This is a genomic window from Rathayibacter sp. PhB179, from assembly GCF_004345345.1.
GTDB lineage: Bacteria > Actinomycetota > Actinomycetes > Actinomycetales > Microbacteriaceae > Rathayibacter > Rathayibacter festucae.
The window spans coordinates 43,197-70,046 of sequence record NZ_SLVD01000014.1 but is presented as its reverse complement, the minus strand read 5'-3'; the positions used below and the strand labels follow the sequence as shown (position 1 = coordinate 70,046).

The following is a 26,850-nucleotide window of genomic DNA, read 5'->3' as shown; positions in this document are numbered from 1 at the left end:
GCCGAGAGCATCCGCCGCAGCCTGTGCGGCACCACTCCCTCACGAGAGAAGCGAGACCTCATGCGCGCAACCGTCATGTACGCCGCCGGCGACGTCCGGATCGAGACCGTCCCCGACCCGAAGATCCAGGAGCCGACCGATGCGGTGCTGCGCATCGTCGCGGGCTGCATCTGCGGCTCCGACCTCTGGCCCTACGCCTCGATGGAGCACTCCGAGCACGGAGCCCGGATGGGACACGAGTTCGTCGGCATCGTCGAGCAGATCGGCGACGCCGTCTCCGACGTCGCCGTCGGCGACTTCGTGATCGCCCCGTTTGTCGCCTCCGACGGCACCTGCGACTTCTGCCGCGAGGGCCTGCAGACCTCCTGCCGCCACGGCGCCCACTGGGGCAACCCCGGCGACGGCGGACAGGGCGAGAAGGTCCGCGTCCCCCAGGCCGATGGCACTCTCGTCGTCGTCCCGGCCGGGTTCGACGAGACGCTCATCCCCTCCCTCCTCGCCCTCTCGGACGTCATGTCCACCGGCTACCACGCCGCGGTCACCGGCGGCGTCGGCCCCGGGAAGACCGTCACCGTCATCGGCGACGGCGCCGTCGGCCTCTCCGCCGTCCTCTCCGCGAAGATCCTCGGCGCCGAGCGGATCATCCTGATGGGCCGCCACACCGCCCGCACCGACCTCGGCCGCGACTTCGGCGCCACCGACGTCGTCGCCGAGCGCGGCGACGAGGGCATCGCCCGCGTCAAGGAGCTCACCGGTGGCGACGGCACCCACGTCGTCCTCGAGGCCGTCGGGCTGAAGGCCGCGCTCGAGACCGCGTTCGCGGTCGTCCGCGACGGCGGCGTCGTCAGCCGCGTCGGCGCCCCGCAGTTCGCGGAGGTGCCCTTCGGGTTCGGCGACTTCATGCGCAACATCACCCTCACCGGAGGCGTTGCCCCCGCCCGCCACTACATCCCGACCCTGCTCCCCCTCGTCCTGGACGGGACCATCGAGCCGGGCCGCGTCTTCGACCGCACCGTCGACCTCGACGGGGTGCCCGCCGGCTACCAGGCGATGGCCGACCGCGAGGCCCTCAAGGTCCTCGTCCGCCCCACCACCGAGCAGAACTGACCGAGGAGGACACCATGACCGCACCCGAGACCCTCACCGTCCTCGTCGTCGGCGCGACCGGCAGCATCGGCCGCCGAGTCGTCGCCCACGCCCTCGACGCCGGCCACACCGTGCGCGCCCTCGTCAGAGAGGAGCGACGCGCCGGACGCCTCGACCCGCGCGCCGAGGTGGTCGTCGGCCGGCTCACTGCCGCGGAGACACTGACCGAGGCCGTCGAGGGGATCGATGCGGTCGTGTTCACCCACGGCGCCGCCTACGGCAGCGACGACGCCCGCGACGTCGACTACGGCGCCGTGCGCAATGTCCTCACCGCCCTCGGCGGCCGGCCCGTCCGCATCGCGCTGATGACCGCGATCGGCGTCACCGGGCGCAGCACGACGCACGACTGGAAGCGTCGCAGCGAACGCCTCGTCCGCGCCAGCGGCAACCGGTACACCATCGTGCGGCCTGGCTGGTTCGACGCGAACGAGCCCGACCAGCTCGCGATCACTTTCCTGCAGGGCGACACCCGTCACGCCGGCAGCCCCGCCGACGGCGTCATCGCCCGCGACCAGATCGCCCGCGTCCTCGTCGACAGCCTCACCTCCCCAGACGCCGGCCACCGCACCGTCGAGCTCGTCGCCGAAGACGGCCCTGCACCTGAGGACCTCGCCCCGCTGTTCGCGGCGACCGACCCCGATCCCGTCGGCCAGGTCGATGGGGTCCGCGACCAGGCGAACCTTCCTGCCTCCGCGGAACCGGCTGACGTGACGGCGGATCTGCAGCGCCTCGGAGCCACGTCGTGAGGGGCCGCCTCGCTGCAGCCGCGGGGACGCTGACCGTCGCCGCGACCCTCACCGGCTGCACTGCCGGCGACCGGGCCGCGGAGGATCCCGCGACGACACCGGCCGCTGCTGCCAGCGCGGCACCGACGCTGCAGCAGCCCGAACGGTCCACCTCGACACCGGAAGCGTCCACCTCGACGCCGGAAGCGGAGGGTGAGTACCGCGACGGGGAGTACACGGCCCGCGGCTGGTACGGGGGCCTGCCGTCGCACCACGACGTCACCCTCACCATCCAGGGCGACGCCGTCACTGCAGTGGCGATCACCACTCCGGCTGAGGACGAGACATCGCTCGGCTACCAGCAGCGCTTCGCCGAGGCTCTCCCCCAGGCGATCGTCGGACGCCCCATCGACGAGCTCGACGTCGACCGGCTCGCCGGATCCAGCGGCTGCTCGGAAGGGTTCATGGACGCCCTCGCGCAGATCCGTGACCAGGCCGCCGCCTGACGTTTTCCCGGGAGGTACTGCCAGTACACGGCACAGCAGACACTCCCCCGCCAGCACCGGACGGCGTTCTCTAGAGGAACACGTTCTGAGAGGAAGCTCATGCGAGCAGCATTCATGTACGGCGCGGGAGACGTCCGCGTCGAGACCGTCGCCGATCCCATCCTGAAGGCGTCCACCGACGCCATCGTCCGCGTCACCCGCGCCTGCATCTGCGGCAGCGACCTGCACCCGTACCACTCGATGCCCGCCGGCGAGCAGGGCGCCGCAATGGGCCACGAGTTCATCGGCGTGATCGAGGAGATCGGCGCCGACGTTCAGACGCTGAAGAAGGGCGACTTCGTCATCGCCCCGTTCGCGATCTCCGACGGCACCTGCGTCTACTGCCGCGAGGGCCTGCAGACCGCGTGCGTGCACGGCGGCTGGTATGGCGCCGGCGACATCGGCGGCGCCCAGGCCGAGGCCGTCCGTGTCCCCTATGCCGACGGCTCCCTCGTGAAGGTGCCCGGCACGATCGACGAAGCGCTCTACCCGTCGCTGCTCACGCTGTCGGACGTGTACGGCACCGGCTGGCACGCCGCCCACGCTGGCGGCGTCACCGCCGACACCACCGTGACCGTCATCGGTGACGGAGCGGTCGGTCTGCTCGCGGTCCTCTCCGCGAAGCAGATGGGCGCGCAGCGGATCATCCTGATGGGTCGCCACACCGCCCGCACCGACCTGGGCGTCACCTTCGGCGCGACCGACGTCGTCGCTGAGCGCGGCGAGGAGGGCGTGCAGAAGGTCCTCGACCTCACCGACAGCCAGGGCACCCACGTCGTCCTCGAGGCCGTCGGGCACATGCCCGCCTACGAGCAGGCCTACGGTGTCGTCCGCCCCGGCGGCGTCATCAGCCGCGTCGGCGTCCCGCAGTACGAGGACGCGCCCGTCGGCTTCGGGAGCCTCTTCGGGAAGAACGCGCGCCTGGCCGGCGGACCCGCGCCGGTGCGCGCGTACATCGAGCAGCAGCTCCCCGCCGTCCTCGACGGGACGGTGAACCCGGGCCTGGTCTTCGATCGCAGCATCGATCTCGAGGACACTCCCGCCGGCTACACGGCGATGGACGAGCGCAGCGCCCTGAAGGTGCTCGTCACCCCGTGACCTCGTGAGGGCGGCCGGACCACCGGCCGCCCTCCTTTCCTTTCTCGACAGGAGCAGCAGCCATGACCGAACCCACCCCCATCCAGCAGCTCGTCGGCGACTTCGCGCCGAAGATCGTCCAACTCACCGACGACGTCCTCTTCGGCGACGTCTGGGAGCGCCCCGAGCTCTCCCCCCGCGACCGCAGCCTCATCACCGTGTCCGCCCTGATCATGGGCGGCAACGCCGAGCAGCTCCCCGGCCACCTCAGCCGCGCCCTCGAGAACGGCGTCACCCAGAACGAGCTGATCGAGACGATCACCCACCTCGCCTTCTACGCCGGCTGGCCCAAGGCCCTCTCCGCCGTCACCGTCGCCAAGAAGGTCCTCGGCGACACCGCCGCCGCCTGACCCCCGGCTCACGCTGAACCCCTGCACGACACCGACAAGGAGAACGCCATGGAGTACCGCCCCCTCGGACGCACCGGAATGTCCGTCAGCCCCCTCGCCCTCGGCACGATGATGTTCGGCCCCTGGGGCAACGAGGACCGCGCCGACTCGATCCGCGTCATCCACGCCGCCCTCGACGCCGGCATCAACGTCGTCGACACCGCGGACGTCTACTCCGGCGGCGTCTCCGAGGAGATCGTCGGCGAGGCCCTCCAGGGCCGCCGCGACGACGTCGTCCTCGCGACCAAGTTCTTCATGCCGATGGGAGACGGGGCCAACCGCTCCGGCGGCTCGCGGAAGTACATCATGCGGGCCGTCGAGGACTCGCTCCGCCGTCTCGGCACCGACTACATCGACCTGTACCAGGTGCACCGCCCGAGCCCGACGACCGACGTCGAGGAGACCCTCGGCGCCCTCACCGACCTCGTCCGCCGGGGCAAGGTCCGCTCGATCGGCTCGTCGTCCTACTCCGGCAGCCAGATCGTCGAGGCGCAGTGGGCCTCCCGTGAGCGCGGACTCGAGCGCTTCGTCACCGAGCAGCCGCCCTACTCGATCCTCGTGCGCGGCATCGAGGAGGACGTGCTGCCCGCCGTGCAGCGCCACGGCATGGGCACCCTCACGTACAGCCCCCTCGCCGGCGGCTGGCTCTCCGGCCGCTGGCGCAAGGACGCCGCCGGCACGCCGACCTCCTCGGCCCGCCCCAGCGCTCGCTTCGACATGAGCACCCCCGCCAACCAGCGCAAGCTCGACGTCGTCGAAGAGCTCGCCCTCCTCGCCGAGGGCGCGGGGATCACCCTGATCCAGCTCGCGATCGCCTTCGTCATCCGCCACCCGGGCGTCACCTCGGCGATCATCGGACCTCGCACCATGGAGCAGCTGGAGTCCCAGCTGCCCGCCGCCGACATCGCCCTCTCCTCTGAGGTCCTCGACCGCATCGACGAGCTCGTCGCGCCCGGCGTCACCCTCAACCCTGACGACAACAGCTACGGAGCCACCGAGCTCTCCGCCGCGGCCCGCCGCCGCTGACGTCGTCATGACATCGAGCCAGCTCGCTACGGCCATCGCGGCCGCCGACCATGCGGCGGCCGCGCGGCTGCACGAGCACGTAAACGCTCTTTGGGCCGCGAAGAACGATCCCGATGCAACACGGGCACTCCTGCGCTGCTTCGCGGACGAGCTGGAAAACGTCCGTTCACGGCTGCACGACGCTCTCGAGCCGATCTGGTGGAATCGCGTCGGCCTTGATCAGGCCCTGCGCACCTACGCGGACGCGCAGGTGTGGGCTCGAAGCAATGCCGACTGCGATGAACTCTCGCGGCTTTTCGTCAGGACGATGACCGCGCACGGCGACTGGTGACCAGCGGCCTCATCCAGCCGCTGGCGGCGGCCGCTTCAAGGACCACATCTGCCCACCCGGCAACACGGCGTCGAATTCGCCGGAGTTGATCGGGCCGTTCCGAAGGACGTCCACGACCATGACAGCCCGCACGAGACGCGTCACGCGTGTCAGCACAGAGGGGCAGAGCACCTCTGCCCAGGCTGTGAGCAGCGCACGATCCTTCCCGCTCCACCGATCTCGGGCGGGCGCATGAGCGAGAGGACCGAGCCGTTGCACGCCATCGTCGTCGGAGGCTCCCTCGCAGGCCTGGCAGCGAGTCTCGCTCTCGCGGCGGCGGGCGTGAGAATCACTGTCATCGAACGCGCGGATGCTCGCCCCCGCTCCGGCGGGGCGGTCGGCGTCAACCAGGACCACCTCGAGCGGGTGACCGGTCTCCCACCGAGAGACCTCCACCGTGCGTCCTCGGCACCGGAGTCCTGGACGGGACTGCACGGCCGTCTGCGACAAGCCGCCGAGCAGTCACCGCTCGTGCACCTCATCGATCGCACCTCCGTCAGGGACGTACACCAGAGCCCGACGGCCGTAGAAGTGCACGCAGGCGGGCGCACGATGCGGGCCGACCTGCTCATCGGCGCAGATGGTCATCGCAGCATCGTCAGGCGCGCCGTCGCTCCTCACCACCCCGACGCCGCGTACGCGGGATATGTTCTCTGGCTCGGCATCGCACGCGAAGACGAGCTGCCCGCTACCGAACAGTGGCCCGACGACGCCGACATCCTGGACAGCCGAGACGCCGTCCTCATCGGATATCCCCTCGAAGGTGAAGATGGCCATCGTCGACCCGGTTCCCGGCGACTGGGATGGGCGTGGTTCGACCCCACCCGCAACGATCTGCTCCGCCGCCAAGGCGCTCTCCACGACGGCGTCGTCATGCACAGCATCCGCTCGACGGACGTTCCCGAGCGGACCCTGCAAGAGCTCCACCGCGACGCCACACAATGGCCGCAGCCGTGGCGGGACGCCATCCGCCGCACCATCCGCAACCAGACCGTCACCGGCACCCCCATCGCCGAGTACGTGCCGCAGAAGATCGTCGAAGGACGTATCGCACTGACCGGTAACGCGGCGCACGTGCCGACCCCCATGACCGGACGTGGCTTCGACGTCTCCCTCGACGACGCCTCAGCCCTCGCCTCAGCGATCCAGGACGCGACACCCATCACAGTGCCGTCCGCGCTCCAACAGTACGAAACCGAACGACTGGACGCCGGCAGAGCCATGGTCCGCGCCGGACAGTCGTTCAGCGAGTGGTTCGGACGACACTAGAGAATCGGGCACGCCCCCTCCGACGACGAGTGCCACTCGGCACTCGAGGAGCAAATCCAGCGGCTCCGCCAGTCAATCGGTGAGGACGACTGACCAGCCGCCCGGTCCCCATACAAGACAGTTGGTGCAGCAGCGTCACGCCTAAAGTGGCGCGCATGGAACGAGCTCGCACAGTCGCGTCCGCTGTCGCGGTCAGCGCAATCGCGGTCCTTGTCTCCGGATGCGGGCCGACTGAGTACCGCGGCTACGACAGCGACATCGACGGGGTGCTCTGGCGCCAGATCGCCGCCTTCGAGGACCCCCTATCTCTCGAGCTCTACCAACCACTCACCAACGAGCCCGAGCCCTACCTCACGGCGCTAAGCGGGATGAGATGGGATGGGGAAGCGTCCACAGCGGCCGAGCTGGACCTCAATGCTGGCGGCGTCGTACTTCACGATCTCTCGTCCACGCCCACCTCAGCGAACGCCTCGGTCTTCATCGCGTCAGGTCCTCGCTCCCCCGCCGACGACAGGGGTCCGAGCGAGGTGTACACCTGCTACCGCATCGAGACCGCTTTCAACGGTGACCCCATGCCCTCCGCCGGACGCGTCCTCCTCGACAGCTGTCCGGAGCCCCTGGTGTCGTTGCTGGCCGAGGACGCGGCCTTCGCCAGCGGCGAAGTGTTCGACGGATAACGGAGCCCACCCTCACTGTCTCGTAGAGCGACCTCCTAACGGAACACGCTGGGCAGCGTGTGGCTGTGGACGGCGCGGGTGGTGGCTGCGGTGCGGTTCTTCCGCTTGCCGCCGACCGCGGCGCAGGCGTGGTCGGATCTGCTGGTGAAAGAGGCGGTCGCGACGTGCTTCCACGATCTACACACGGACGGCTACCTGCCGCGAGCGTGGTTCCACGACATCTTCTGCCGGAACCTGCCGATCACTCGTCTGGCGTGGGACCGGCTGGGTACTGGAACCGTGACGCGGGCGATGCTGACGAAGAACGCGATGCGCCGGTTCCCGGCGATGCGGCGGGCGCAGCGGCGGCGGCAGCCGGCCCCGGCGGGGCGATGACTCGCGCTCGCGCCGAGGACGGCCGGCGGTCCCTCGGCCAACCGGGGCGAATGGCGGGGTCCGCCGCAGCGGAGCAGGGGCGTTGAGCCGCTCGACGCTGCAAGGGTCAGCGTAAGACGGTCCGCATGTTGGGGGCAGTCCCAGTCGGCGGTGTCACAGTGACGCCATGACCACTCCCCGCACTCCCCTGGCTCGAGCTGCGCTGATCAGCAATGGCATGGTCTGGTTCGGGCTGTCGCTGATGCTCTTCGCGATCGCCGGCGAGCAGACGTACGCCGCGTTCACCGGGCAGTGGTTCAACGTCGTCGGATGGGTCCTCCTCGTCGCCGTCGCGACCGGACTCGCCGTCGCCGGGGTGATCGAGAACCGCAACATCCGAGCGGGTAAGAAGCGCAAGCCGCGCTCTCGCTTCGGAGCCTGACCCTGCTTCATTACTTCTTTTACTCATTCACTCATCGACTCATAGGAGTGGATGAGTCGGGGGGGTCGAGGGGGTTCTCCCCCTCGGGGGCCGGCCCGTTTCGGGTCGGCCCCCGCGCGGGTCAGAGCATGTAGAGGTGGTAGCCGATCGCGGTGCCCTCGCTGAGCGGGCCGAAGGTGTCGGCGTAGGCCTGGGGTTCGGGGCGGTTGGTGATGAGGTCGAGCGCGACGCGCTCCTCTTCGGACTCGTCGCTCATCTCGTCGGGTTCGTTCTCCCACTCGCGGAGCACGCGGTGTGCGGCGTCGGTGACGCGGTAGAGCGCCCAGAATCCGGAGAACGTGCCTTCGGCTTCGCGCTTGAAGACGAGGCAGGTGGCGGTGGGCCAGGCGTAGCGGGCGGCCGCGGTGAGCAGCGCCCGGACGGCGGCGTGCAGGTCGCGGATCTCGCCGGACTCGGCGGCAGCGTTGACGGCTTCCTCGGCGGCGCGCAGCGCCGGGGTGTGTCCCCACACGTCGACGTCGACGGGGGCCGGGGTGGTGGGTGTGGTGGTCATGGGTTTTCCCCTCTCGTTTTTCTGCCGAAGCGGCGACGTGTCGCCGATCAGGGCGTGAAGTGGTGCGGCAACCGGCAGGGCGCGGGGGTAGAGAATTTCCGCGCGATGGGAGGGAGCGAAGCTCCCGCGTGCGGAAAATCTCGGAGGGAGCGGTCGGCGCAGCCGACTTGCGCTCCACGTAGCGCCCGTACGATGCCGCAGGTGCTTCGGCAGAAGAACGAGCGCGCAGCGATCGGAGCGCAGCGGGGAGCAGGGGCGTGCTCTGCACGCCGGCGCCCGTCGCGGCGCGGCGGAGTACGCGGCCGCGCAGCGTCCGCTCGAGCAGTCCTGGCCACGCGAGCTCCTGACCGCTGGCGGATCCCGTTCGGCCGGCGCCGGCTCAGGTGGGGGGTCGAGGGGGGAAGCGTCCCCCCTCGTGGACCGGCCCGCACTGGGCCGGTCCACTCGGCGGCGGCTAGCTCAGCCCGGCAGCCTCAGCCGAGGTGGTGTCGCCGGTGACGACCTGCTCGACCGGAGACAGCGCGTAGCCCCACGCGGCGAGCTGGCGGAAGTGAGCGGCGGCGCGGGCGTCGCCGCGGCGCCAGGACTCCTTGCTCGTGTTCGCCTCCTGCCCTGCAAGGACGACGGCCAGTGCGACCAGGCGGGCCTTCGCGGTGTTCGCCTCGACCAGCGGAGCCAGCGCGTCGGCGTGGTAGCCGGAGGGCTGGGGGACGCCGAGGAGGGTGTGCGCGAGAGCGTTGCCGTTGCTCATCCCGCCCGACACCGAGGGGCGGTGCGCGGTCAGACCCAGGGCGATGATGCGCTCCGCGTCCTTCGGGAGGGTCTTGCGAGACAGGAGCGTCGCGATCCAGTCGCGGCGCACCGTCTCCGCGGCGATCCAGGCGCGGTTGTTCGCGAGGAGGATGCGGCGCTCGGCGGACTTCTCGGCCTTCTCCTCGTCCGTCTCGGGTGCGGCGGGCGCGTTGTAGGCGTAGCTGAATCCGTGGGCCGCGGGGTCTTGGATCGCGTAGGAGACGTGGGTGTTGCCGTCGTAGATGGTGCTCACGAGGACGCCGCGCGGCTCGATGGTCGCGATATGCTCAGCGGTGACGCGCTTGCCGTCCTCCGTGCGCAGCGGGTCGATGACGACCCACGCGCTGCCCTCGCCGTCGACCTGCTCGCGGGTGAGGATGACGAATCCCGCGGCCTCCTGGTTGGATTCCTCCACGAGGACGGCGACGCGGCGGGCGCGCGCCTTGCGGTAGCGCTCCGCGGTGTGGGCGAACTGGACGGGGTTGGTGGTGGCGACGGTGATGAGGTCGGCGCGGGCTTCCTCGTCGTCCTCGAATTCGAGGATGACCGCGGCCTGGTCCAGGGTCAGCTCGTGCTCGTGCAGCGCGGTTCGGGCGGCTGCGGACTCCTCGATCGCGAGTCCGGCTTTCACGGTCGCGGGCTTGGTGCCGGTGCGCTTGGCGATGCTCGCGGCCGACAGGCCCTCGAAGGACAGCTGCGCCCATGCCGCGGTGCGGTCGGCGGTGGTGAGTTCGGCGCGCTGGTCGTTTTCGATGATCTGCTGCACGATCCGGTCGGCGGTCTTGTCGTCGCCCTCCACGACGTAGACGGGGATCGTCGCGAGGCCGATTTCACGGCTCGCGAGGGTGCGGCGCTGTCCGGCGCGGACGATGACGTTGCCGTGCTCGTCGCGGCGTCCGAGGACGGGCGAGAGGATGCCGCTCTGACGGATGGAGTCGAGGAACTCCTTCGTCAGCGGGGCGCTGGTGCGGACGTTCTGCTCGATCACGAGGGCGGTCGGGTCGAGGTGCTCGATGGTCCCGGTTGCAGTGGTGTTCACGATGGTTTCTCCTCAATCAATGTGCAATCATTGAGGCGACAGGTCCCGTGGTTCTAGTACAACTACGGGGCTTTTGTCGTCTTCCTGATCGTTTTTCTTTGCCTCTCCGGCGGGATGAAACCAATTGAGTGGAGACGCCGTAGTGACGGGCTTTCCGGGCGAAATAAGGGCGCTTGCGCCCGCGTCCGGAAAGCTCGGCACGGAGGCGTCGGAGCGAGATAGGTTGAAACCGCGGAGAGGTGAAGAATCTCAATCAGGTTGTCAACAGCGCCGCAGGCTCCTCCGACCGGCTCCGTCCGGTCGCTCTAGCGACAGCGCGCAGCCGCCGTCGACGTAGCTGGTGAGTGCGCGGAGAGTGGTGGACTCTGGATGCATGTCTCCCACTCGTCGAACGCTGTTCTTGACCGCGATGATCGTCGCCGCTCTCTCATCGTCCGGATGCGCAGCCGCAGGAGGCGAGACTGCGACGTGGGCACTTGCTGACCCATCAGCCGTGTCTGCCCAGAGCGACCGCATCGACCTCTTGGTGAGTCGACTCGAGTGCGCATCTGGAGTCACGGGTGAGACGTTGCCGCCCGTGGTCTCGTACAGCGCGGAGGAGGTCGCCGTTCGAGTGGATGTAAAGGCGAATGGGAATGCTGCGGCGAACTGCCAAGGGAACGACCTCGTTCCGGTCTCCGTGGAGCTACGGGAGCCGCTCGGGGAGCGGAACCTCGTCGATGGCGCCTGTATGGAGGGCGATGCGACGAAGACCGTGTTCTGCGAGGACGGAGGAGTCCGCTTCAGCGGTCAGTCGTAGCTGAAGCAAGGAACGCGAAGCTCACGCTGCGAGGAGAGATGGCGTCGAGCGAGTCGTTTGAGATTCCTTTGGGGCGATCGGCGCTGTTGTATTTTCCCCAAAGTCAGCCCCAAAGGAAGGCGGGGGCGTGTAGCTGCGGTCGTCTCGGAACATCGCCCAGATGACGTCGAGGCGGCGGCGCGCGAGGGCGAGGATGGCCTGCTTGTGCGACTTCCCCTCGCCGCGTTTGCGGTCGTAGAAGACTCGCGACTCGGTCTTTTGCTGCACGCTGACCATCGCTGCGAGGTAACAGGCACGCAGCAGCCGCCTGTCATAGCGGCGTGGCCGGTGGTGATTGGTGCTGATCTTGCCCGAGTCGCGCGGCGCCGGGGCGAGACCAGCAACGCCGGCGAGACGGTCGGCGCTGACGTAGACGCTGAGGTCAGCGCCGGTCGATGCAAGGAACTCGGCAGCGAGTAGCGGCCCGAAGCCCGGCATCGAGCGGAGGAGCTCAGCGGCACGGCTGGACTCGACACATGCGGCGATGAGCTGGTCAATCTCCGCGATACGGCTTTCAAGAGCGATGACATCGAGTGCGAGTCGGCGGGCGAGTTCCGCCGCGATCGCCTGGCCAGGGAGCACGCTCTGCTGGCTCTTCGCCGCGGAGACCGCGGTCGCGGCGGTCGCGACCGCGGTCCGGCAGCCCTGCGCGCGAAGCCACCGCGCCAGGCGCGACTCCCCCATCTTCCGGATCGCGTCCGGCGTGGCGTAGCCGGTGAGCAAGAGGAGCGAGGCGCGGCTGGCGGAGTAGTTGAAGGCTCGCTCGAGCGCAGGGAAGTACTCGAGCAGATGCCCGCGAAGCCTGTTTATGGCCCGGGTTCGGTCGCAGACGAGGTCCCTCCGGTGCGCGGTCAGCGCGCGCAGCTCGATCCGGGTCTCATCCGCGACGCTCAGCAGTTGCAGGTCTCGGCGCATCCGCGCCTGGTCGGCGATGATCGCCGCGTCCTTCGCGTCGGTCTTCCCGTCGCCCCTGTATGCCTTCGCGGCGTGGTGCACGGCGTGGCCGGGGATGTAGACGACCGGCAGATCGTGGGCGGTGAGAAGCCCGAGGATCAGTGCTGCTCCCCCACTGCTGAGGTCGATCGCCCACAGGCACTCGTCGCCACCGGCGAGATCGGTCACAGTAGCGATCAGTTCGAGCAGCGCCGCCTCGTCGTTGGCGACGCGGGCGGAGTGGAGCTTGGCGCCGTCTGCGTCGATGACGACGCAGTGATGGTGCCCCTTCCCCGCGTCGATTCCTGCCCAGATCTGCGGCATGGCCGCTCCCTTCACAACTTCAGGTGGTGGTGATGGTCACGCCGACTTTTCCTTACGCAGCGATCTGTTCGCTTCTCTCAATTAGCGGTCGAACCATCGGGTGGGCGGCGGGCGGCCATTCTTCACGAGCCGTCACAGCGGCGAAAACACGGAAGCCATACCCGCCGTCCTCGGACGATCGACACACTACGACTGCGCCGAAACCGCCCGAGCAACAAGGTAAGGAAAACGGGTAATCCGGCCGCGTAGCGGCTCCTGCCGGCGGTGCTCCGTCACCGCTGCGCGAGCGCGAGCTCGCGCCCCCGGAACGGGGAAGACCGGGGAGTGTGAGGGGGTCGCCCCTCACGGGCCGGCCCAGAAGGCCGGCCCGCACCGCGCGGCTACCGGTCGGCGGGCTCGGAGCAGTTGGCGCAGTCGCACGGCCCGCCGGGGTTCTCCACCCGCTCGACGGCCGCGATCTGCGCGGCCTGCTCCGCCGGGGAAAGCGCCTGCCACCCCTCATCCGCTCGCCGGTTCAGCTCGATGCGTGCCGCACGCTCATCCAGCGTCTCCGGCGTCGGGGTGAGGAAAGCGACCAGGGCCGCGCCGGTGTCCTGACTGTCGGCGGGGGTGAGGAACGCGATCAGCGCGGCGGCGTAGGCGGTGCCGTCATCGGTGACAGGGAATCCGCCCGGGGCTCCTTCGCCGGGAAGGGTGAGCGTGTTGCGGATGTGAGCGAGGATCTCGGCGTCCGGGGCGGTCGCGTCGTCGTCGGACTCGGCTCGGCGGGTGTCGAGGATGAGGGCGAGCTCCTCGGCCGTGGCGCGGCCGGTGTCGGTGCGGGTCATGGTGTGGTCCTCTCGGCGGTTCAGGAACGGGGCGACGCGGCGGATCGCTGCGCGGCGGGCGTGGGCGACGCAGTGGCGGAGCGAGCCGCTGGTGATGCCGTGCAGCTGGTCGGAGTGCCACGCCTCCCAGATGCCGGACTTGCGGCGGGTGACGTGCACCGAGGGCGTCGTCTTGGGGTCGGTGCCCACGACGCGGATATCGACCGCGCGGGTGTTGGCAAGGGTGAGGTAGGTCTTCGTGGTGGTCTGCAAGTCGGTGGCGGTCTGCATGGTGTGGGTGCTCCCTCTGGCTGATCGTTTTTCTTTGCCTCTCCGGCGGGAAGAACCGTTTGAGCGGAGGCGGCGTAGTGACGCCGATAGCGGGCGAAATAAGCCCGCAGGGCGCGTCCGCTATCGGTGGCACGGAGCCGGTGGAGCGAAATAGGTTGAGACCGCGGAGAGGTGAAGAATCTCAATCAGGTTGTCAACAGCGCCGCAGGCTCCTCCGACCGGCTCCGTCCGGTCGCTCTAGCGACAGCGCGCAGCCGCCGTCGACGTAGCTGGTGAGTGCGCGGAGAGTGGTGGACTCTGGATGCATGTCTCCCACTCGTCGAACGCTGTTCTTGACCGCGATGATCGTCGCCGCTCTCTCATCGTCCGGATGCGCAGCCGCAGGAGGCGAGACTGCGACGTGGGCACTTGCTGACCCATCAGCCGTGTCTGCCCAGAGCGACCGCATCGACCTCTTGGTGAGTCGACTCGAGTGCGCATCTGGAGTCACGGGTGAGACGTTGCCGCCCGTGGTCTCGTACAGCGCGGAGGAGGTCGCCGTTCGAGTGGATGTAAAGGCGAATGGGAATGCTGCGGCGAACTGCCAAGGGAACGACCTCGTTCCGGTCTCCGTGGAGCTACGGGAGCCGCTCGGGGAGCGGAACCTCGTCGATGGCGCCTGTATGGAGGGCGATGCGACGAAGACCGTGTTCTGCGAGGACGGAGGAGTCCGCTTCAGCGGTCAGTCGTAGCTGAAGCAAGGAACGCGAAGCTCACGCTGCGAGGAGAGATGGCGTCGAGCGAGTCGTTTGAGATTCCTTTGGGGCGATCGGCGCTGTTGTATTTTCCCCAAAGTCAGCCCCAAAGGAAGGCGGGGGCGTGTAGCTGCGGTCGTCTCGGAACATCGCCCAGATGACGTCGAGGCGGCGGCGCGCGAGGGCGAGGATGGCCTGCTTGTGCGACTTCCCCTCGCCGCGTTTGCGGTCGTAGAAGACTCGCGACTCGGTCTTTTGCTGCACGCTGACCATCGCTGCGAGGTAACAGGCACGCAGCAGCCGCCTGTCATAGCGGCGTGGCCGGTGGTGATTGGTGCTGATCTTGCCCGAGTCGCGCGGCGCCGGGGCGAGACCAGCAACGCCGGCGAGACGGTCGGCGCTGACGTAGACGCTGAGGTCAGCGCCGGTCGATGCAAGGAACTCGGCAGCGAGTAGCGGCCCGAAGCCCGGCATCGAGCGGAGGAGCTCAGCGGCACGGCTGGACTCGACACATGCGGCGATGAGCTGGTCAATCTCCGCGATACGGCTTTCAAGAGCGATGACATCGAGTGCGAGTCGGCGGGCGAGTTCCGCCGCGATCGCCTGGCCAGGGAGCACGCTCTGCTGGCTCTTCGCCGCGGAGACCGCGGTCGCGGCGGTCGCGACCGCGGTCCGGCAGCCCTGCGCGCGAAGCCACCGCGCCAGGCGCGACTCCCCCATCTTCCGGATCGCGTCCGGCGTGGCGTAGCCGGTGAGCAAGAGGAGCGAGGCGCGGCTGGCGGAGTAGTTGAAGGCTCGCTCGAGCGCAGGGAAGTACTCGAGCAGATGCCCGCGAAGCCTGTTTATGGCCCGGGTTCGGTCGCAGACGAGGTCCCTCCGGTGCGCGGTCAGCGCGCGCAGCTCGATCCGGGTCTCATCCGCGACGCTCAGCAGTTGCAGGTCTCGGCGCATCCGCGCCTGGTCGGCGATGATCGCCGCGTCCTTCGCGTCGGTCTTCCCGTCGCCCCTGTATGCCTTCGCGGCGTGGTGCACGGCGTGGCCGGGGATGTAGACGACCGGCAGATCGTGGGCGGTGAGAAGCCCGAGGATCAGTGCTGCTCCCCCACTGCTGAGGTCGATCGCCCACAGGCACTCGTCGCCACCGGCGAGATCGGTCACAGTAGCGATCAGTTCGAGCAGCGCCGCCTCGTCGTTGGCGACGCGGGCGGAGTGGAGCTTGGCGCCGTCTGCGTCGATGACGACGCAGTGATGGTGCCCCTTCCCCGCGTCGATTCCTGCCCAGATCTGCGGCATGGCCGCTCCCTTCACAACTTCAGGTGGTGGTGATGGTCACGCCGACTTTTCCTTACGCAGCGATCTGTTCGCTTCTCTCAATTAGCGGTCGAACCATCGGGTGGGCGGCGGGCGGCCATTCTTCACGAGCCGTCACAGCGGCGAAAACACGGAAGCCATACCCGCCGTCCTCGGACGATCGACACACTACGACTGCGCCGAAACCGCCCGAGCAACAAGGTAAGGAAAACGCGTGGAACGGGCCGCATTGCGGCCTCCCATTGGCGGCGCTCCGTCGCCGCTGCGCGAGTGCAGCTCGCGCCCCGGCACGGGGATCCGGGGAGTGTGAGGGGGTCGCCCCTCACGGGCCGGCCCGCAGGCCGGCCCGCCGCCTCTCAGCCCTCGCCGTCCTCGCTCTCGTCGTCGTCGGCGTCGAGGATCGCGGCGATGTGGTGCGCGGTGGTGAGTACGCGAGCGGCGGTGCCGCGGATCACGTCGGCGTCGCAGTTGCTCCACGATGCGACGTAGCCGACGCTGTACGCGCTCGTATCGAACCCCGCCAGTCCAGCGGTAACGAAGGCGACGGACTCGGCTTCGACCTCCATCACGCCGCGGTGCTGCGCGTACTCCTCCAGGTCGTCAACGTGACCCATCAGCACGTGCGCCGTCTCGTGGATCAGTGTCTTCGCGGCCTGCTCGGGCGCGAGGGTGTCGCAGACGACGACGATGCACTCCGCGGGATCGGCGTAGCCGTGCGTCCCCTCGGGAAGGGTGCGGCGCTCGAGCGTCCAGCCTTCGCCCTCGAGAGCGGCCGTCAGGGCCTCGATGGCGCCGTGGTCCTGATCGCCGGTGAGCTTTTGCGCGATGTCGCGGGGATCCTCGGCGCCCTCCGCCAGGTCGGTCTGTTCGATCGCGAACACGGACACGAGCGGGTAGTACGTCTGGGTCTTCTGCCCCTTCTCGTCGGTGCTGGTCGTGGTGCCTTCCTCGGGCGCTTCGTCAGCGGCGATCTTGCGCTGAGCGAAGCCGAAGATCTTGATCGCCTTCTCACCCTTGCGCACCTGGCGACCCTTCGCCTGCCACGCCTTGAACCCCGCGACCGCGGAGGCGTCCGGGCGCTGAGCGAGGATCAGCAGCAGATTGCCCAGGCTGTAGCGGTGGAACGAGGACGCGAACGCGAGGAACCGGCGCCACTGGTCGGAGTCGCGCAGGGCTTCGACCTGCTCGGTGATGCTCTCGTGCAGCGCGGTCGCCTGCTCGCGGCGCTCCTCCGGCGTCGTGCGCGGCGGGCGCTTCTTGGTCGTTCCGGGCTTGCGGGTCTTCGTGGTGGTGGTCACGGTCGGTTCTCCCTCGGTGGGGATCAGCGGGGTGACATTCTCCGTGGGTCTAGTACACCTGCGGGTCTGTCTGGCTGATCGTTTTTCTTTGCCTCTCCGGCGGGGAAAACCGTTTGAGTGGAGGCGGCGCAGTGACGCCGATTCCGGGCGAAATAAGCCCGAAGGGCGCGTCCGGAATCGGTGGCACGGAGCCGGTGGAGCGAAATAGGTTGAGACCGCGGAGAGGTGAAGAAAACGGGTGGAACGGGCCGCCTCGCGGCCTCCCATTCGCGGCGCTCCGTCGCCGCTGCGCGGGCGGAGCTCGCGCCCCGGAACGGGGGCGCTGGGGAGTGTGAGGGGAACGCCCCTCACGGGCCGGCAGGGCCGGCCCGCCCCGCCTAGCTCACGGCGGCTACCTCCTCGGCGGCTGCGACGTCGGCCGCGGGGCGGTGCCCCTGTATGTCGGCGTAGGCGACGGAGTAGGGCCTGGTCCCGCCGTTCCAGTCGAGGGCGACGGTCACGGTCTTGGGGTTCACGCGGGTCACGGTGCTCCACCCGAACTTGTGCTCGATCGCGTCGCCCTTGGCGATCGTGTCGCGGCTGTGGATCGTGATCGCACCGGCGGCGGCCTGCGCCTCGCGGACGGTGCTCCAGTAGTCGCGCTCGTTCTCGAGCTGCGCCCGCTCGGTGCGCAGCCGGTCAAGCCGCGCGCCGGTGGCGGGGGCGGTCGTCTCGATGTGGCCGCCGCCAAAATTGTGCGAGCCGCCCTCGATCCGGCGGGTCAGGAGCCTGAGGTCCGTGTCGAGCCGGTCGATGCGGCGGGCGACCGTGCGCGGAAGGTAGCGGGCCTCGGTCGTCCGGGCCGCGACGTCGGCGCGAGCGCGGGCGCGGGTGGCTTCCCGGTCGGCCTCGACGCTGCGGCCGAACGCGGCGTCGGCCTTGGTGATCGCGGCGCGGTGGCGGTTCTCGGAGTGGTGGCCGATCTTGATCAGCTCGCCGCCCTCAGGCAGGCGGCGCAGGGCGCGTCGCGCGGCCTCGTCTGCGTCGTCCGCCTGCGCGGCGCGGCGGTCGGCCTTGGCGTCGAGCGCGTCGACGCGGGCGGCCTGGCGCTCGATCTTCGCGCCCTCGACCTCGGCGGCGGACCGGAAACTCTCGTCAGCTTCGACGGTCACCTCGTGCCCTGCCGCGCGCAGCGCGGCCGCCGCGCCGTTGATGGTCGACCACTTCGGGAGGCGGTCGCGGGACTGCGGGACGTACCAGGCGCCGATGGAGCGGCCCCAGCGCCAGCCGGACGCCTTCAGGATCTCGGCGGTTCCGTCGCCGCGGCTGGTCCCCTCGATGAGGGTTCCGGCCTCGGGAGTGTGGGTGATGGTGAGCATGTCGGTTCTCCTTCTCATCTCGGGGGGGTCAGTCGTTGGCGCGGTAGTCGGCGGGCGTCTCGCTGCGGTCGTGCAGCGCGTACGCGGCGGGGAACAGGTCGAGCGCTCGGGCGACGGCGACCGGCACGACGACGAAGGCGCCGGACGCCATGTAGCCGACTCGGCCCGCGGGAAGCGGCTCGGTGCGCTCGAAGTGCTGCAGCGTCATCCCGGCCAGCGACGCGCCGCCCGCGCGGGTGACCAGGTGCACGGCCGGGGTCTGCTCGGTCACCGGATCGCGGCCCCCGGCGCCGACGATGACGACCTCTCGCGTGGTCCAGCTGATGCCATCGATGCCGGGGCTGTGGGTGGTCGTGGTGATGACCTCGGTACGGATGCCGCGCTGCTGGCTCATGGTGTGTCTCCCTCTGGCTGATCGTTTTCTTTGCCTCTCCGGCGGGAAGAACCGTTTGAGTGGAGGCGGCGCAGTGACGCCGCGATCGGGCGAAATAAGCCCGCAGGGCGCGTCCGATCGCGGTGGCACGCAGCCGGTGGAGCGAAATAGGTTGAGACCGCGGAGAGGTGAAGAAAACGGGTGGAACGGGCCGCGCAGCGGCCTCCACTCGCGGCGCTCCGTCGCCGCTGCGCGAGCGAAGCTCGCGCCCCGGACCGGGAAAGACCGGGGAGTGTGAGGGGGTCGCCCCTCACGGATGGCGGCGCCGGCCCTCGGGAGCGGTGGCCTTCCGCAGTTCCGCGGACGCCGAGTTCGAGTCGACCCGCTGGTCTCTGCAGTTTCTCGAGGCTCTTATCGCGCCTCGCGCCACCTCGAAGGAGCGGCAGAGGAGGCGCGGCGCCGCGGCGTCAGCTCGCGGCGTCCGGGTTACTGGATCGCTGAATCGTGATCTGTGCTGGCGAGGTGTCGGAGGCGCTCGAGCTTGTCGATCGCTGCGGCCGCTTGAGAGCTGGGGTGGGTGATGTCGCGTCGGCCGTGTTCAGCGGCGGCCTCGCCGCTGGGGAACAGCGACACGTCGCTCGTGTAGGTGAGGCAGGCCGGGTCGAGGCGGTGACGGAGGACACCGAGGCGCACGGCGAGTAGATTCGCGGGGTTCGCGTGGCCGAGCCACCCTGCGCACGCGCATCCCTCATCGAGGTGGCAGAGGAACACCGCGGTCGGCTGGTCGGGGACGTCGGCGTCGTATCGAGGGAGCTTCGCGTACTCGTCGGCGTCCCAGATCCCGGAGGGCACGTTGACGCGATAGGGGCAAGAAGCGCAGGGAGTGGAGCGCGGAACGATCGGTTCCTCGCGCGGGAGTTGGTCGGTCATGCCTGTCCTGAGCGGTGTGGGGTTTCCTCGCGAGCGGTGGAGCTCCACGAGGCGGAGTGGGAAGTCGACGACGCGGTCAGCGATCCGACTTATCGTCGGCAGAGTCGGTGCTGCGGCGCGGCGCCCGCCGCTCGGCGGTGGTGAGGACGGCGGTCGCGCGGGTGAGGTTGGGGCCGATGGCGTCAGCTTCGAGGACGCGGCCGCTGCGGCGGCTCTCTCCCTCGCCCCAAGTGACGGTGCGCTCGTAGCCGACGACGATCACGGCGTCACCTCGGTGGAGAGAGGCGAGCACGTGCTCGCCCAGCTCGAACTTCGCTTCCACGAAGTGCGTCGTCGGCGCCTCGTGCGCAGTCCACTCCCCCGCCCGGTATTCGCCGGTGTTCTCGATGACGCGCAGCTTCACGATCTGCACGCGCCCGGCCTGTACAGGCTCGGGGTCGGTGGCGAGGTTGCCGGTGATGGTTCTGGTGCTCATTTGGCGTCTCCTGCTCGTGTGGTTCGTTCGTCCCGTCGACATCGACGAAATCTTCTTCTCGGCGTCAGCCGTGGGTGTGTCAGTGGAGACCGGCTCGATGCCCCAAGACGCCAGAGCGTCGCGCCGGGTGACCTCGACCGGCGGCTCGGACAGCGCTCTGCGCTGTTCGAGCTCGGCGCGCGTCGAAGCGTAGGCCGGAAGGCGTCGCTCGTCGCCGTAGGCGGCGCGGTAGAGCCGATCGGCCAGGAAGTCGAGCGCGTCGATCTCTCCCTGCCGATCGGCCTGCCCAGCGAGATACCCGGCCCGGTACTCGTCGCTTGAGGCGTCCGGGCCGTTCACGCGGCGTGCTTCTCGATGAGGTCGGGACGGAACCCCGACCAGTGATCCTGATCGCTCGCAACGACCACGGGAGCGGCAGAGTAGCCCAGCTCCTCCGTGATGTACGCGAGCGCGGCGGCGTTGGTGGTGATGTCCACGACGGTGTACTCGATGCCCCTCTTCTCGAGCACCCGGTAGGTCATGGTGCACTGCACGCACGACGGCTTCGAGTAGACAGTCAGCGCCATGAGTCTCACTCTCCTTCCGCGATGTGGTGGGCGTCGCCCTCGTCATCGTCGGTCGAGTGCTGCGTGATCCATAGGTCCGCGGCCTCGTCCCCTCCGAATGCTCGCAGGAGTCCGGCCAGCGCGTCGACCTCGACACAGGTCAGCCGCACTGCCAGATCGTCGGCCAGGTCCTCGCGTGAGAACACGGACACGAACTCGGCCAGCGCGTCGGGGAAGGTCCGTGCCTGCGGTTCGGTAGTCGTGGAGTCGTTCATGGTGGGTCCTCTCGTCGTCAGTGCTCTCAGGTCTGGGCGGCGATCTTGTCCTGCCCTTCCCCCTCGTTTCTTTGCCGGGATTCTCAATCAAATTTGTCAAGCCAGCGGGGGTGGTCTGGCTCGTCTGTTCTTCCTTCTCTCCCAGCGTTTTTTTGCCTGGAAGGCACGTAGTGCCGAGCAGGGTCGGAGGCGGGAGCGCAACCCGGAGGGCGGCGGCGGAGAGGTTGTCGGCGCGATGTGAGGGAGCGCAGCGACCGCGTGCCGAGAACGTCGGAGGAGCCGGCCGCGCAGCGGCTTGCGTGGACGCCGCAGGCCCGTACGCTGCCGAAGGCTTCCAGGCAAAATGCGCGCAGCGCTCAGCACCGCCGCCGACCAGAGGTCGGCGTCCGCTCGTGTCCGTGAACCGCGACGCTCGTCGCGGCGGCGGTCAGTGGTCTTCGGTGAGGTGGCGGTAGATGGTGCCGCGTGAGACGCCGAAGGTCTCGGCGATCTGCTGGACCGTGTACGTCTTCTCGTCGTACATCGCGCGCGCCTGCTTCGCCTTCGTGGGCGTCATCTTGAAGCGCCCGCCGCCCTTGCGACCGCGGGCTCGAGCGGCGGCGAGGCCGTCGTGGGTGCGCTCCACAATGAGGTCGTGCTCGAACTCCGCGATCGCGGCGAGCATGTGAAAGAACAGCCGGCCGCCCGGAGTGGTGGTGTCGATGCCCTGGGAGAGAGCCTTCAGTCCGACGCCGCGCTGCTGGAGGCCGTCGGCCACCTCTTTCAAGTTCCGCACCGACCGGCCGAGGCGGTCGAGCTTGGTCACGACGAGGGAGTCGCCCTCGCGGAGGTAATCGAGAGCGTCCTCGAGCGCGGGACGCTTCGCGAGCACTCCGGAGGCGTGCTCCACGAACACCTTCTCGCAGCCGGCCGCCGTGAGCGCGTCGGTCTGGGCGTCAGGGTTCTGGTCTCTCGTCGAGACGCGCGCGTATCCGATTGAAGCCATGGCTGACTGTACTGCGAACGTACTTAGTGGGTCATAGCTCTCGGACACGGGCCGTGGAACACGGCGCGCCGATCGCGGCGCTGCGCTCCTCGGCTGTCTCGTGAACGATCGTCCACGGACAGGCTGCCGAGCAAGGTGGCCGCGCGTGACATCCGCCGTTGAAGGCGGCTCCCATCGCACACGTGCAATGATCTGCGTATGGATGCAGATAGTAGGAGATGCGGCCGCGAGCCCGACAGTGCGTTCGTGGAGCTCGCGGTGGAGGTGTTCGCGATGCTGGCCGATGCGACGCGGGTGCGATTGATCCTCGCTCTGCGAGACGGCGAGAAGTCGGTGAACGAGCTGGCGGAGGTGGTGGCGAAGTCGCCGGCGGCGGTGTCGCAGCATCTCGCGAAGCTGCGACTGACGCGGATGGTCACCACGCGTCAGGACGGTACGCGCGTGTTCTACGGGCTGGCGGATGAGCACGCGAGCCAGCTCGTGACCGATGCCATCTTCCAGGCCGAGCACTCCCTCGGCGGGACACCTCGTCATCACCACGCGCGGTCGGATCAGGCGTCATGAGCGCCGCTTCCGCCCCCCGCGGTAGTCACGATGCGCATCTCGACGCCCACCACGACCATGACCACCACCACGAGCACGCCGGGGAACACTCGCGCGGCCCGGAGGGGCACTCGCACCCGACCGGGTTCAAGGGATTCCTGCACGGGCTGTTCGTGCCGCACTCGCACGATGCTCCGGATTCGATCGATGACGCGCTGGAAGCGAGCAAGGAGGGGGTTCGGGCGCTGAAGATCAGCCTGGTCATCCTTCTCGCCACGACCGTCCTGCAACTGGCCGTGGTCACGATCTCGGGTTCCGTGGCGCTGCTGGCGGACACGATCCACAACTTCTCGGACGCCCTAACAGCCGTGCCGCTCTGGATCGCGTTCATCCTCGGACGCCGAGCGGCGACCCGCCGCTACACCTACGGCCTCGGACGAGCGGAAGACCTCGCGGGTCTGTTCATCGTCGCCGTCGTCGCCCTCTCGGCGATCATCGCGGCCTGGCAGTCCATCGATCGTCTCGTGAACCCGCAGCCTCTCGAGAACCTGGGCTGGGTCATCGCCGCCGGTGTCATCGGGTTCGCGGGCAACGAGGCCGTCGCGATCTACCGCATCCGCGTGGGCCGTCGAATCGGATCGGCCGCGCTCGTCGCGGACGGCGTCCACGCCCGGACTGACGGCTTCACCTCGCTCGCGGTCGTCGTCGGCGCGATCGGAGTGCTGCTCGGCTTCCCGCTCGCCGATCCCCTCGTGGGTCTGCTCATCTCCGCGGCAATCATCGTGCTGCTGTGGGGCACCGTCCGCTCCATCGGCCGGCGACTGATGGACGGCATCGAACCCGACCTCCTCGACCGGGCCGAAGCGACCCTCCGCCACACACCGGGCGTGCTCGAGGTCCCCCGACTGCAACTGCGCTGGGTCGGCCACCGCCTCCAGGGCGCAGCCACCCTCGTCGTCACGGACGGCACACTCGCCGAAGCGACCGCGGTGATCGACGAAGCGCGGCACCGACTGGGACACGCGCTCCCCAACCTCGACGAGATCCACCTGCAGCCGACCCTCGTAGCCAAACACTGACCGGCCGGCGCAACCGCCGTCACGGCACCCTCTGACAGTCGTGACGAGATCGGGAATTCCCTGCGGGTTCCGCCCGTTGTCCAATACCCCCGGGGGGTATAGCTTCGGGAACGGGTCGGAAGCGACCAGGAGGAGTCATCATGGCGCAGCACCACTCACCGGCACACGAGCACGAGGCTAAGGCACCGAGTGAACCAAACTCGGCCGCGAACATCGGGCACCACGTGAGCACAGCGCCCGATGGACAGGCCGGGCATCAGATGCAGGGCTCGCCGGACCCTCATGCCGGCCACCAGATGACGCCCGGCGCCGATGCGCACGGCGGGCACGGCGGGCACGGCGGGCACGGCGGGCACGGCGATCATGTGGGGCAGTTCCGGCGGTTGTTCTGGATCATGCTGGTCTTCGCGGTGCCGGTGGTGGCGTTCAGCGGCATGTTCTCGACGATCCTGGGTTACGCCCTCCCTCCCGTTCCGGGGGTGGAGTGGGTCTCGCCGGTGCTCGGGACAGTGATGTACGTGTGGGGCGGGCGGCCGTTCCTGCAGGGTGCGGTGTCGGAGCTGCGCTCGAGAACGCCCGGGATGATGCTGCTGATCGCGTTGGCAATCACGGTCGCGTTCCTCGCTTCATGGGGTGCGAGTGTCGGGCTGCTGGATCACGAGCTCGATTTCTGGTGGGAACTGGCGCTGCTGATCGTGATCATGCTGCTCGGGCACTGGATCGAGATGCGCTCCCTCGCGCAGACCTCCACCGCGCTGGACTCACTCGCGGCGCTGCTGCCGGATGAGGCGGAGCGGGTGCGGGGCGAGCAGGTGGAGAAGGTGTCTCCGAGCGAGCTGGCGCAGGGGGATGTCGTGATCGTGCGCCCCGGGAGCCGGGTGCCGGCGGATGGCCGGGTCATCGAGGGCACCGCGGATGTGGACGAGTCGATGATCACCGGCGAGTCCCGTCCGGTGAGCCGCGGGCCGGGGTCCACGGTCGTCGCCGGCACGGTCGCCACGGACACAGCACTGCGCGTCGAGGTGACGGCGGTCGGGGACGACACCGCCCTGGCCGGGATTCAGCGTCTGGTCACGCAGGCGCAGAACTCATCCTCCCGCGCGCAGCGCATCGCGGACGTGGCGGCCGCGTGGCTGTTCTGGTTCGCGCTGGGCTCCGGCGTGATCACGGCGATCGTGTGGTCGCTGCTGGGCAGCCCCGACGACGCAGTGATCCGCACGATCACCGTCCTGGTGATCGCCTGCCCACACGCACTGGGCCTGGCGATCCCGCTGGTGGTATCCATCGCGACCGAGCGCGCCGCGAAGGGCGGCGTCCTGGTGAAGGACCGTCTCGCGCTGGAGAGCATGCGCACAGTGGACACGGTCCTGTTCGATAAGACGGGCACCCTCACGAAGGGCGAGCCGACCCTCGCGGCCGTCCACACCTCCGGGGAGGTGTCGGAGGAGCAGCTGCTCGCGGTCGCCGCGGCGGTCGAGGCGGACAGTGAGCATCCCCTCGCTCGCGCGATCATCGCCGCCACCACCACCCGTGGTGTGACGGTGCCGAAAGCGACCGGGTTCCAGGCGTCGACGGCGGTCGGAGTCACCGCGACCGTCGAGGGCGCGGCCGTGAGCGTGGGGGGTCCGTCGATGCTGGCAGCGCACCAGGCGGCTGCGCTGGAGCAGACCCGAGCGTGGGAGGCGGAAGGGATGATCATCCTGCACGTCCTGCGGGACGGGAAGGTCCTCGGTGCTCTCGGGCTGGCGGATGAGGTGCGGGAGGAGTCCCGGCAGGCGGTCGACGCGCTGCACGCGATCGGCGTGCAGGTGGTCATGATCACCGGTGACGCCGAAGCCGTCGCCCGCACCGTCGCCGACGAGCTCGGCATCGATCGGATGTTCGCCGGCGTGAAGCCTGAGGACAAGGCCGCGAAGGTCATCGAGTTGCAGAAAGAGGGCCGTCGCGTCGCGATGGTCGGGGACGGCGTGAACGACGCTCCCGCTCTCGCGCAGGCGGACGTGGGCATCGCGATCGGCGCCGGCACGGACGTCGCGATCGCCTCCGCCGGCGTCATCCTCGCGTCCGATGATCCGCGATCGGTGTTGTCCGTGATCGAGCTGTCCCGGGCGAGCTACCGGAAGATGAAGCAGAACCTGTGGTGGGCGGCCGGCTACAACCTCCTCTCCGTCCCCCTCGCCGCGGGAGCGCTCGCCCCGATCGGATTCGTTCTGCCCATGTCGGTGGGGGCGCTGCTGATGTCTGCATCGACGGTCGTCGTCGCGGTGAACGCGCAGCTGCTGCGCCGGCTGGATCTCACCCCGGAGGCGAGCACCCGCGCAGCGCGCGAGCGCGGCACGGATGCTCCCCGTCACGAGGACGCGCGCAGCACCGTCCAGCTCGCGCCGTAGTCGCTGCTGGCGACGATGCCGCGCTCGTCGGCGGCGAGGATCCACGACTCCTCACCGCCGACGACCGCGAACGCCTCCGGGATCCCTGTCAGGGTCCCGTGGCTGTCCCAGCCGCCCTCGAGTGCTCCCGTCCAGAGCGTCCCCTCGACGTCGACCCCGACGAGGGCGCCTTCCGGTGTCCCTTCGACCAGATACAGGGCGGGAGCGCCGTCCACAACGCGGAAGCTCGCGCCCGCGTCGTCGCTGACCTGCAGTCCCGCGTCGGTGCTCGCGAGCACCCGGTCCGGGCGCTGAGGGTCCACGGTCAGATCCCGCAGCGCGAGGGCGGCGGTGTCGGTCCAGGTGGCGCCGGAGTCATCGCTGCGGCGGATGATCCCTGTCCCCGCGTCGTACCCGTAGACGCGGGTGCGGGCATCGTCGAGGCTGATGGTCGCGAGGTCGTGGAAGTCTGTTTCACCACTGAGGGACAACGACTCCCAGGTGCGAGCCGCGTCGGTGCTGCTGATCAGCCCGAGGCTGGGGCCGGCTGCGGCCGCGTCCGCGGGGTCGGGGTGCCCGGAGGCGTAGAACACTCCGTCGGACGTGATCGTGAATCCCATCGTGTCCTGCGCGCGATCAGCGATCGGCCCGTCCGCTGACGGGGCCGCTGTGGAGGCCGCCGGATACGTGTCACCGAGGATGTCGGTGTCGATCACCCAGACGCCGGAGTGCGCCGCGGCGTAGGTGAGGCCGGTGACCGGGTCCCAGCCCAGGCCGTGCACGTGCTCCAACCCTTCGGGGGCCGCTGGCCGGTCGGTGACCGCCGAAGCGGTGCAGCCGGTGAGCGCGGCGAGGGCGGCAGCCGCGGCGAGGACACCGGCCACGTGGGAGGGGTGCCTGCTCCTGCCCGCTGGTGCAC

General features: G+C 69.3%; 28 protein-coding genes and 2 pseudogenes. 16 read left to right on the top strand and 14 right to left on the bottom strand.

The genetic code is table 11. The annotated features are described in order from the left end of the window. Positions 1-60 precede the first annotated feature (60 nt). The 11 genes from EDF43_RS21235 (at position 61) to EDF43_RS21185 (ending at position 8,080) form a co-directional block, all read left to right on the top strand. Positions 61-1,107: a zinc-dependent alcohol dehydrogenase family protein gene (locus EDF43_RS21235; protein ID WP_132438390.1), complete on the top strand. Its 1,047-nt coding sequence runs from the start codon at positions 61-63 to the stop codon at positions 1,105-1,107. A gap of 14 nt (positions 1,108-1,121) precedes the next feature. Further along, positions 1,122-1,892, top strand: coding sequence for an SDR family oxidoreductase (locus EDF43_RS21230; RefSeq protein WP_132438391.1), 771 nt, complete (start codon positions 1,122-1,124; stop codon positions 1,890-1,892). Continuing rightward, the gene (locus EDF43_RS21225) at positions 1,889-2,377 is read left to right on the top strand and encodes a hypothetical protein (protein WP_207901905.1); all 489 of its coding nucleotides are present in this window, start codon (positions 1,889-1,891) and stop codon (positions 2,375-2,377) included. The genes EDF43_RS21230 and EDF43_RS21225 overlap by 4 nt, the downstream gene beginning before the upstream one ends. 99 nt (positions 2,378-2,476) lie before the next feature. After that, on the top strand, positions 2,477-3,514 hold the full coding sequence (locus EDF43_RS21220; RefSeq protein ID WP_132438392.1) for an alcohol dehydrogenase catalytic domain-containing protein: 1,038 nt from the start codon (positions 2,477-2,479) through the stop codon (positions 3,512-3,514). A gap of 62 nt (positions 3,515-3,576) precedes the next feature. Continuing rightward, positions 3,577-3,903, top strand: a complete 327-nt coding sequence (locus tag EDF43_RS21215; protein ID WP_132438393.1) for a carboxymuconolactone decarboxylase family protein — start codon at positions 3,577-3,579, stop codon at positions 3,901-3,903. Positions 3,904-3,951: 48 nt separating this feature from the next. After that, a complete protein-coding gene (locus EDF43_RS21210) occupies positions 3,952-4,968 on the top strand; it encodes an aldo/keto reductase (protein WP_132438394.1) in 1,017 nt (338 codons plus the stop codon). A gap of 7 nt (positions 4,969-4,975) precedes the next feature. Beyond that, positions 4,976-5,299 (top strand): hypothetical protein, encoded by a 324-nt coding sequence (locus EDF43_RS21205; protein WP_132438395.1) that lies wholly within the window; start codon positions 4,976-4,978, stop codon positions 5,297-5,299. Positions 5,300-5,530: 231 nt separating this feature from the next. After that, entirely contained in the window at positions 5,531-6,607 is a 1,077-nt protein-coding gene (locus EDF43_RS21200) for an FAD-dependent monooxygenase (RefSeq protein ID WP_132438396.1), read from the top strand. Between the two features lie 155 nt (positions 6,608-6,762). After that, positions 6,763-7,284, top strand: a complete 522-nt coding sequence (locus EDF43_RS21195; protein WP_132438397.1) for a hypothetical protein — start codon at positions 6,763-6,765, stop codon at positions 7,282-7,284. A 57-nt stretch (positions 7,285-7,341) separates the two neighbouring features. Beyond that, positions 7,342-7,659 carry a hypothetical protein gene (locus tag EDF43_RS21190; protein ID WP_132438398.1) on the top strand — a complete coding sequence of 106 codons (318 nt, stop codon included), beginning with the start codon at positions 7,342-7,344 and terminating at the stop codon, positions 7,657-7,659. Positions 7,660-7,825: 166 nt separating this feature from the next. After that, complete coding sequence (locus EDF43_RS21185; protein ID WP_132438399.1) at positions 7,826-8,080, top strand: hypothetical protein; 255 nt, start codon at positions 7,826-7,828, stop codon at positions 8,078-8,080. Between the two features lie 121 nt (positions 8,081-8,201). Here the strand turns inward: EDF43_RS21185 and EDF43_RS21180 are convergent, their stop codons facing one another. Together EDF43_RS21180 and EDF43_RS21175 are read right to left on the bottom strand one after the other, a co-directional pair. Then, on the bottom strand, positions 8,202-8,633 hold the full coding sequence (locus EDF43_RS21180) for a hypothetical protein (RefSeq protein WP_132438400.1): 432 nt from the start codon (positions 8,631-8,633) through the stop codon (positions 8,202-8,204). A gap of 454 nt (positions 8,634-9,087) precedes the next feature. After that, entirely contained in the window at positions 9,088-10,464 is a 1,377-nt protein-coding gene (locus EDF43_RS21175; RefSeq protein WP_165909226.1) for a ParB/RepB/Spo0J family partition protein, read from the bottom strand. A 400-nt stretch (positions 10,465-10,864) separates the two neighbouring features. Here EDF43_RS21175 and EDF43_RS21170 point away from each other — a divergent pair, with 400 nt between their 5' ends. After that, positions 10,865-11,263 (top strand): hypothetical protein, encoded by a 399-nt coding sequence (locus tag EDF43_RS21170; protein ID WP_165909227.1) that lies wholly within the window; start codon positions 10,865-10,867, stop codon positions 11,261-11,263. Positions 11,264-11,404: 141 nt separating this feature from the next. Here the strand turns inward: EDF43_RS21170 and EDF43_RS21165 are convergent. Together EDF43_RS21165 and EDF43_RS21160 are read right to left on the bottom strand one after the other, a co-directional pair. Then, positions 11,405-12,559 (bottom strand): annotated as a pseudogene (locus tag EDF43_RS21165) (IS110 family transposase); the annotation flags it as partial. Between the two features lie 380 nt (positions 12,560-12,939). After that, complete coding sequence (locus tag EDF43_RS21160; protein WP_132438402.1) at positions 12,940-13,656, bottom strand: hypothetical protein; 717 nt, start codon at positions 13,654-13,656, stop codon at positions 12,940-12,942. Between the two features lie 332 nt (positions 13,657-13,988). Between EDF43_RS21160 and EDF43_RS21155 the strand changes: the two genes are divergently transcribed. Continuing rightward, a complete protein-coding gene (locus EDF43_RS21155) occupies positions 13,989-14,387 on the top strand; it encodes a hypothetical protein (RefSeq protein WP_165909227.1) in 399 nt (132 codons plus the stop codon). Between the two features lie 141 nt (positions 14,388-14,528). On the opposite strand, the pseudogene EDF43_RS21150 reads toward EDF43_RS21155, so the two are convergent. From EDF43_RS21150 to EDF43_RS21110, 9 genes and pseudogenes are all read right to left on the bottom strand, one after another. Further along, positions 14,529-15,683, bottom strand: a pseudogene (locus EDF43_RS21150) (IS110 family transposase); the annotation flags it as partial. A gap of 374 nt (positions 15,684-16,057) precedes the next feature. Beyond that, positions 16,058-16,999 (bottom strand): ArdC family protein, encoded by a 942-nt coding sequence (locus tag EDF43_RS21145; RefSeq protein ID WP_132438404.1) that lies wholly within the window; start codon positions 16,997-16,999, stop codon positions 16,058-16,060. 377 nt (positions 17,000-17,376) lie between these two features. Beyond that, complete coding sequence (locus tag EDF43_RS21140; RefSeq protein WP_165909228.1) at positions 17,377-18,357, bottom strand: DUF3560 domain-containing protein; 981 nt, start codon at positions 18,355-18,357, stop codon at positions 17,377-17,379. A gap of 28 nt (positions 18,358-18,385) precedes the next feature. Then, positions 18,386-18,751 (bottom strand): hypothetical protein, encoded by a 366-nt coding sequence (locus EDF43_RS21135; protein ID WP_132438406.1) that lies wholly within the window; start codon positions 18,749-18,751, stop codon positions 18,386-18,388. 465 nt (positions 18,752-19,216) lie between these two features. Further along, positions 19,217-19,660, bottom strand: coding sequence for a DUF6283 family protein (locus EDF43_RS21130; RefSeq protein WP_132438407.1), 444 nt, complete (start codon positions 19,658-19,660; stop codon positions 19,217-19,219). A 76-nt stretch (positions 19,661-19,736) separates the two neighbouring features. Beyond that, positions 19,737-20,474 carry a hypothetical protein gene (locus tag EDF43_RS21125; protein ID WP_132438408.1) on the bottom strand — a complete coding sequence of 246 codons (738 nt, stop codon included), beginning with the start codon at positions 20,472-20,474 and terminating at the stop codon, positions 19,737-19,739. After that, complete coding sequence (gene nrdH / locus EDF43_RS21120) at positions 20,471-20,701, bottom strand: glutaredoxin-like protein NrdH (protein WP_132438409.1); 231 nt, start codon at positions 20,699-20,701, stop codon at positions 20,471-20,473. Before nrdH ends, EDF43_RS21125 begins: the two co-directional genes overlap by 4 nt. A 5-nt stretch (positions 20,702-20,706) precedes the next feature. Next, the gene (locus EDF43_RS21115; RefSeq protein WP_207901904.1) at positions 20,707-20,955 is read right to left on the bottom strand and encodes a hypothetical protein; all 249 of its coding nucleotides are present in this window, start codon (positions 20,953-20,955) and stop codon (positions 20,707-20,709) included. A gap of 427 nt (positions 20,956-21,382) precedes the next feature. After that, a complete protein-coding gene (locus EDF43_RS21110) occupies positions 21,383-21,940 on the bottom strand; it encodes a recombinase family protein (RefSeq protein ID WP_123734227.1) in 558 nt (185 codons plus the stop codon). A gap of 198 nt (positions 21,941-22,138) precedes the next feature. Between EDF43_RS21110 and EDF43_RS21105 the strand changes: the two genes are divergently transcribed. From EDF43_RS21105 to EDF43_RS21095, 3 genes are all read left to right on the top strand, one after another. Beyond that, on the top strand, positions 22,139-22,504 hold the full coding sequence (locus tag EDF43_RS21105) for a metalloregulator ArsR/SmtB family transcription factor (RefSeq protein WP_132438410.1): 366 nt from the start codon (positions 22,139-22,141) through the stop codon (positions 22,502-22,504). Then, on the top strand, positions 22,501-23,562 hold the full coding sequence (locus EDF43_RS21100; RefSeq protein ID WP_132438411.1) for a cation diffusion facilitator family transporter: 1,062 nt from the start codon (positions 22,501-22,503) through the stop codon (positions 23,560-23,562). Before EDF43_RS21105 ends, EDF43_RS21100 begins: the two co-directional genes overlap by 4 nt. Positions 23,563-23,822: 260 nt before the next feature. Continuing rightward, a complete protein-coding gene (locus EDF43_RS21095) occupies positions 23,823-25,952 on the top strand; it encodes a heavy metal translocating P-type ATPase (protein ID WP_243646400.1) in 2,130 nt (709 codons plus the stop codon). On the opposite strand, the gene EDF43_RS21090 is transcribed toward EDF43_RS21095, so the two are convergent. Beyond that, positions 25,913-26,815, bottom strand: a complete 903-nt coding sequence (locus tag EDF43_RS21090) for a F510_1955 family glycosylhydrolase (RefSeq protein ID WP_132438413.1) — start codon at positions 26,813-26,815, stop codon at positions 25,913-25,915. The genes EDF43_RS21095 and EDF43_RS21090 overlap by 40 nt on opposite strands. Between the last annotated feature and the right edge of the window lie 35 nt (positions 26,816-26,850).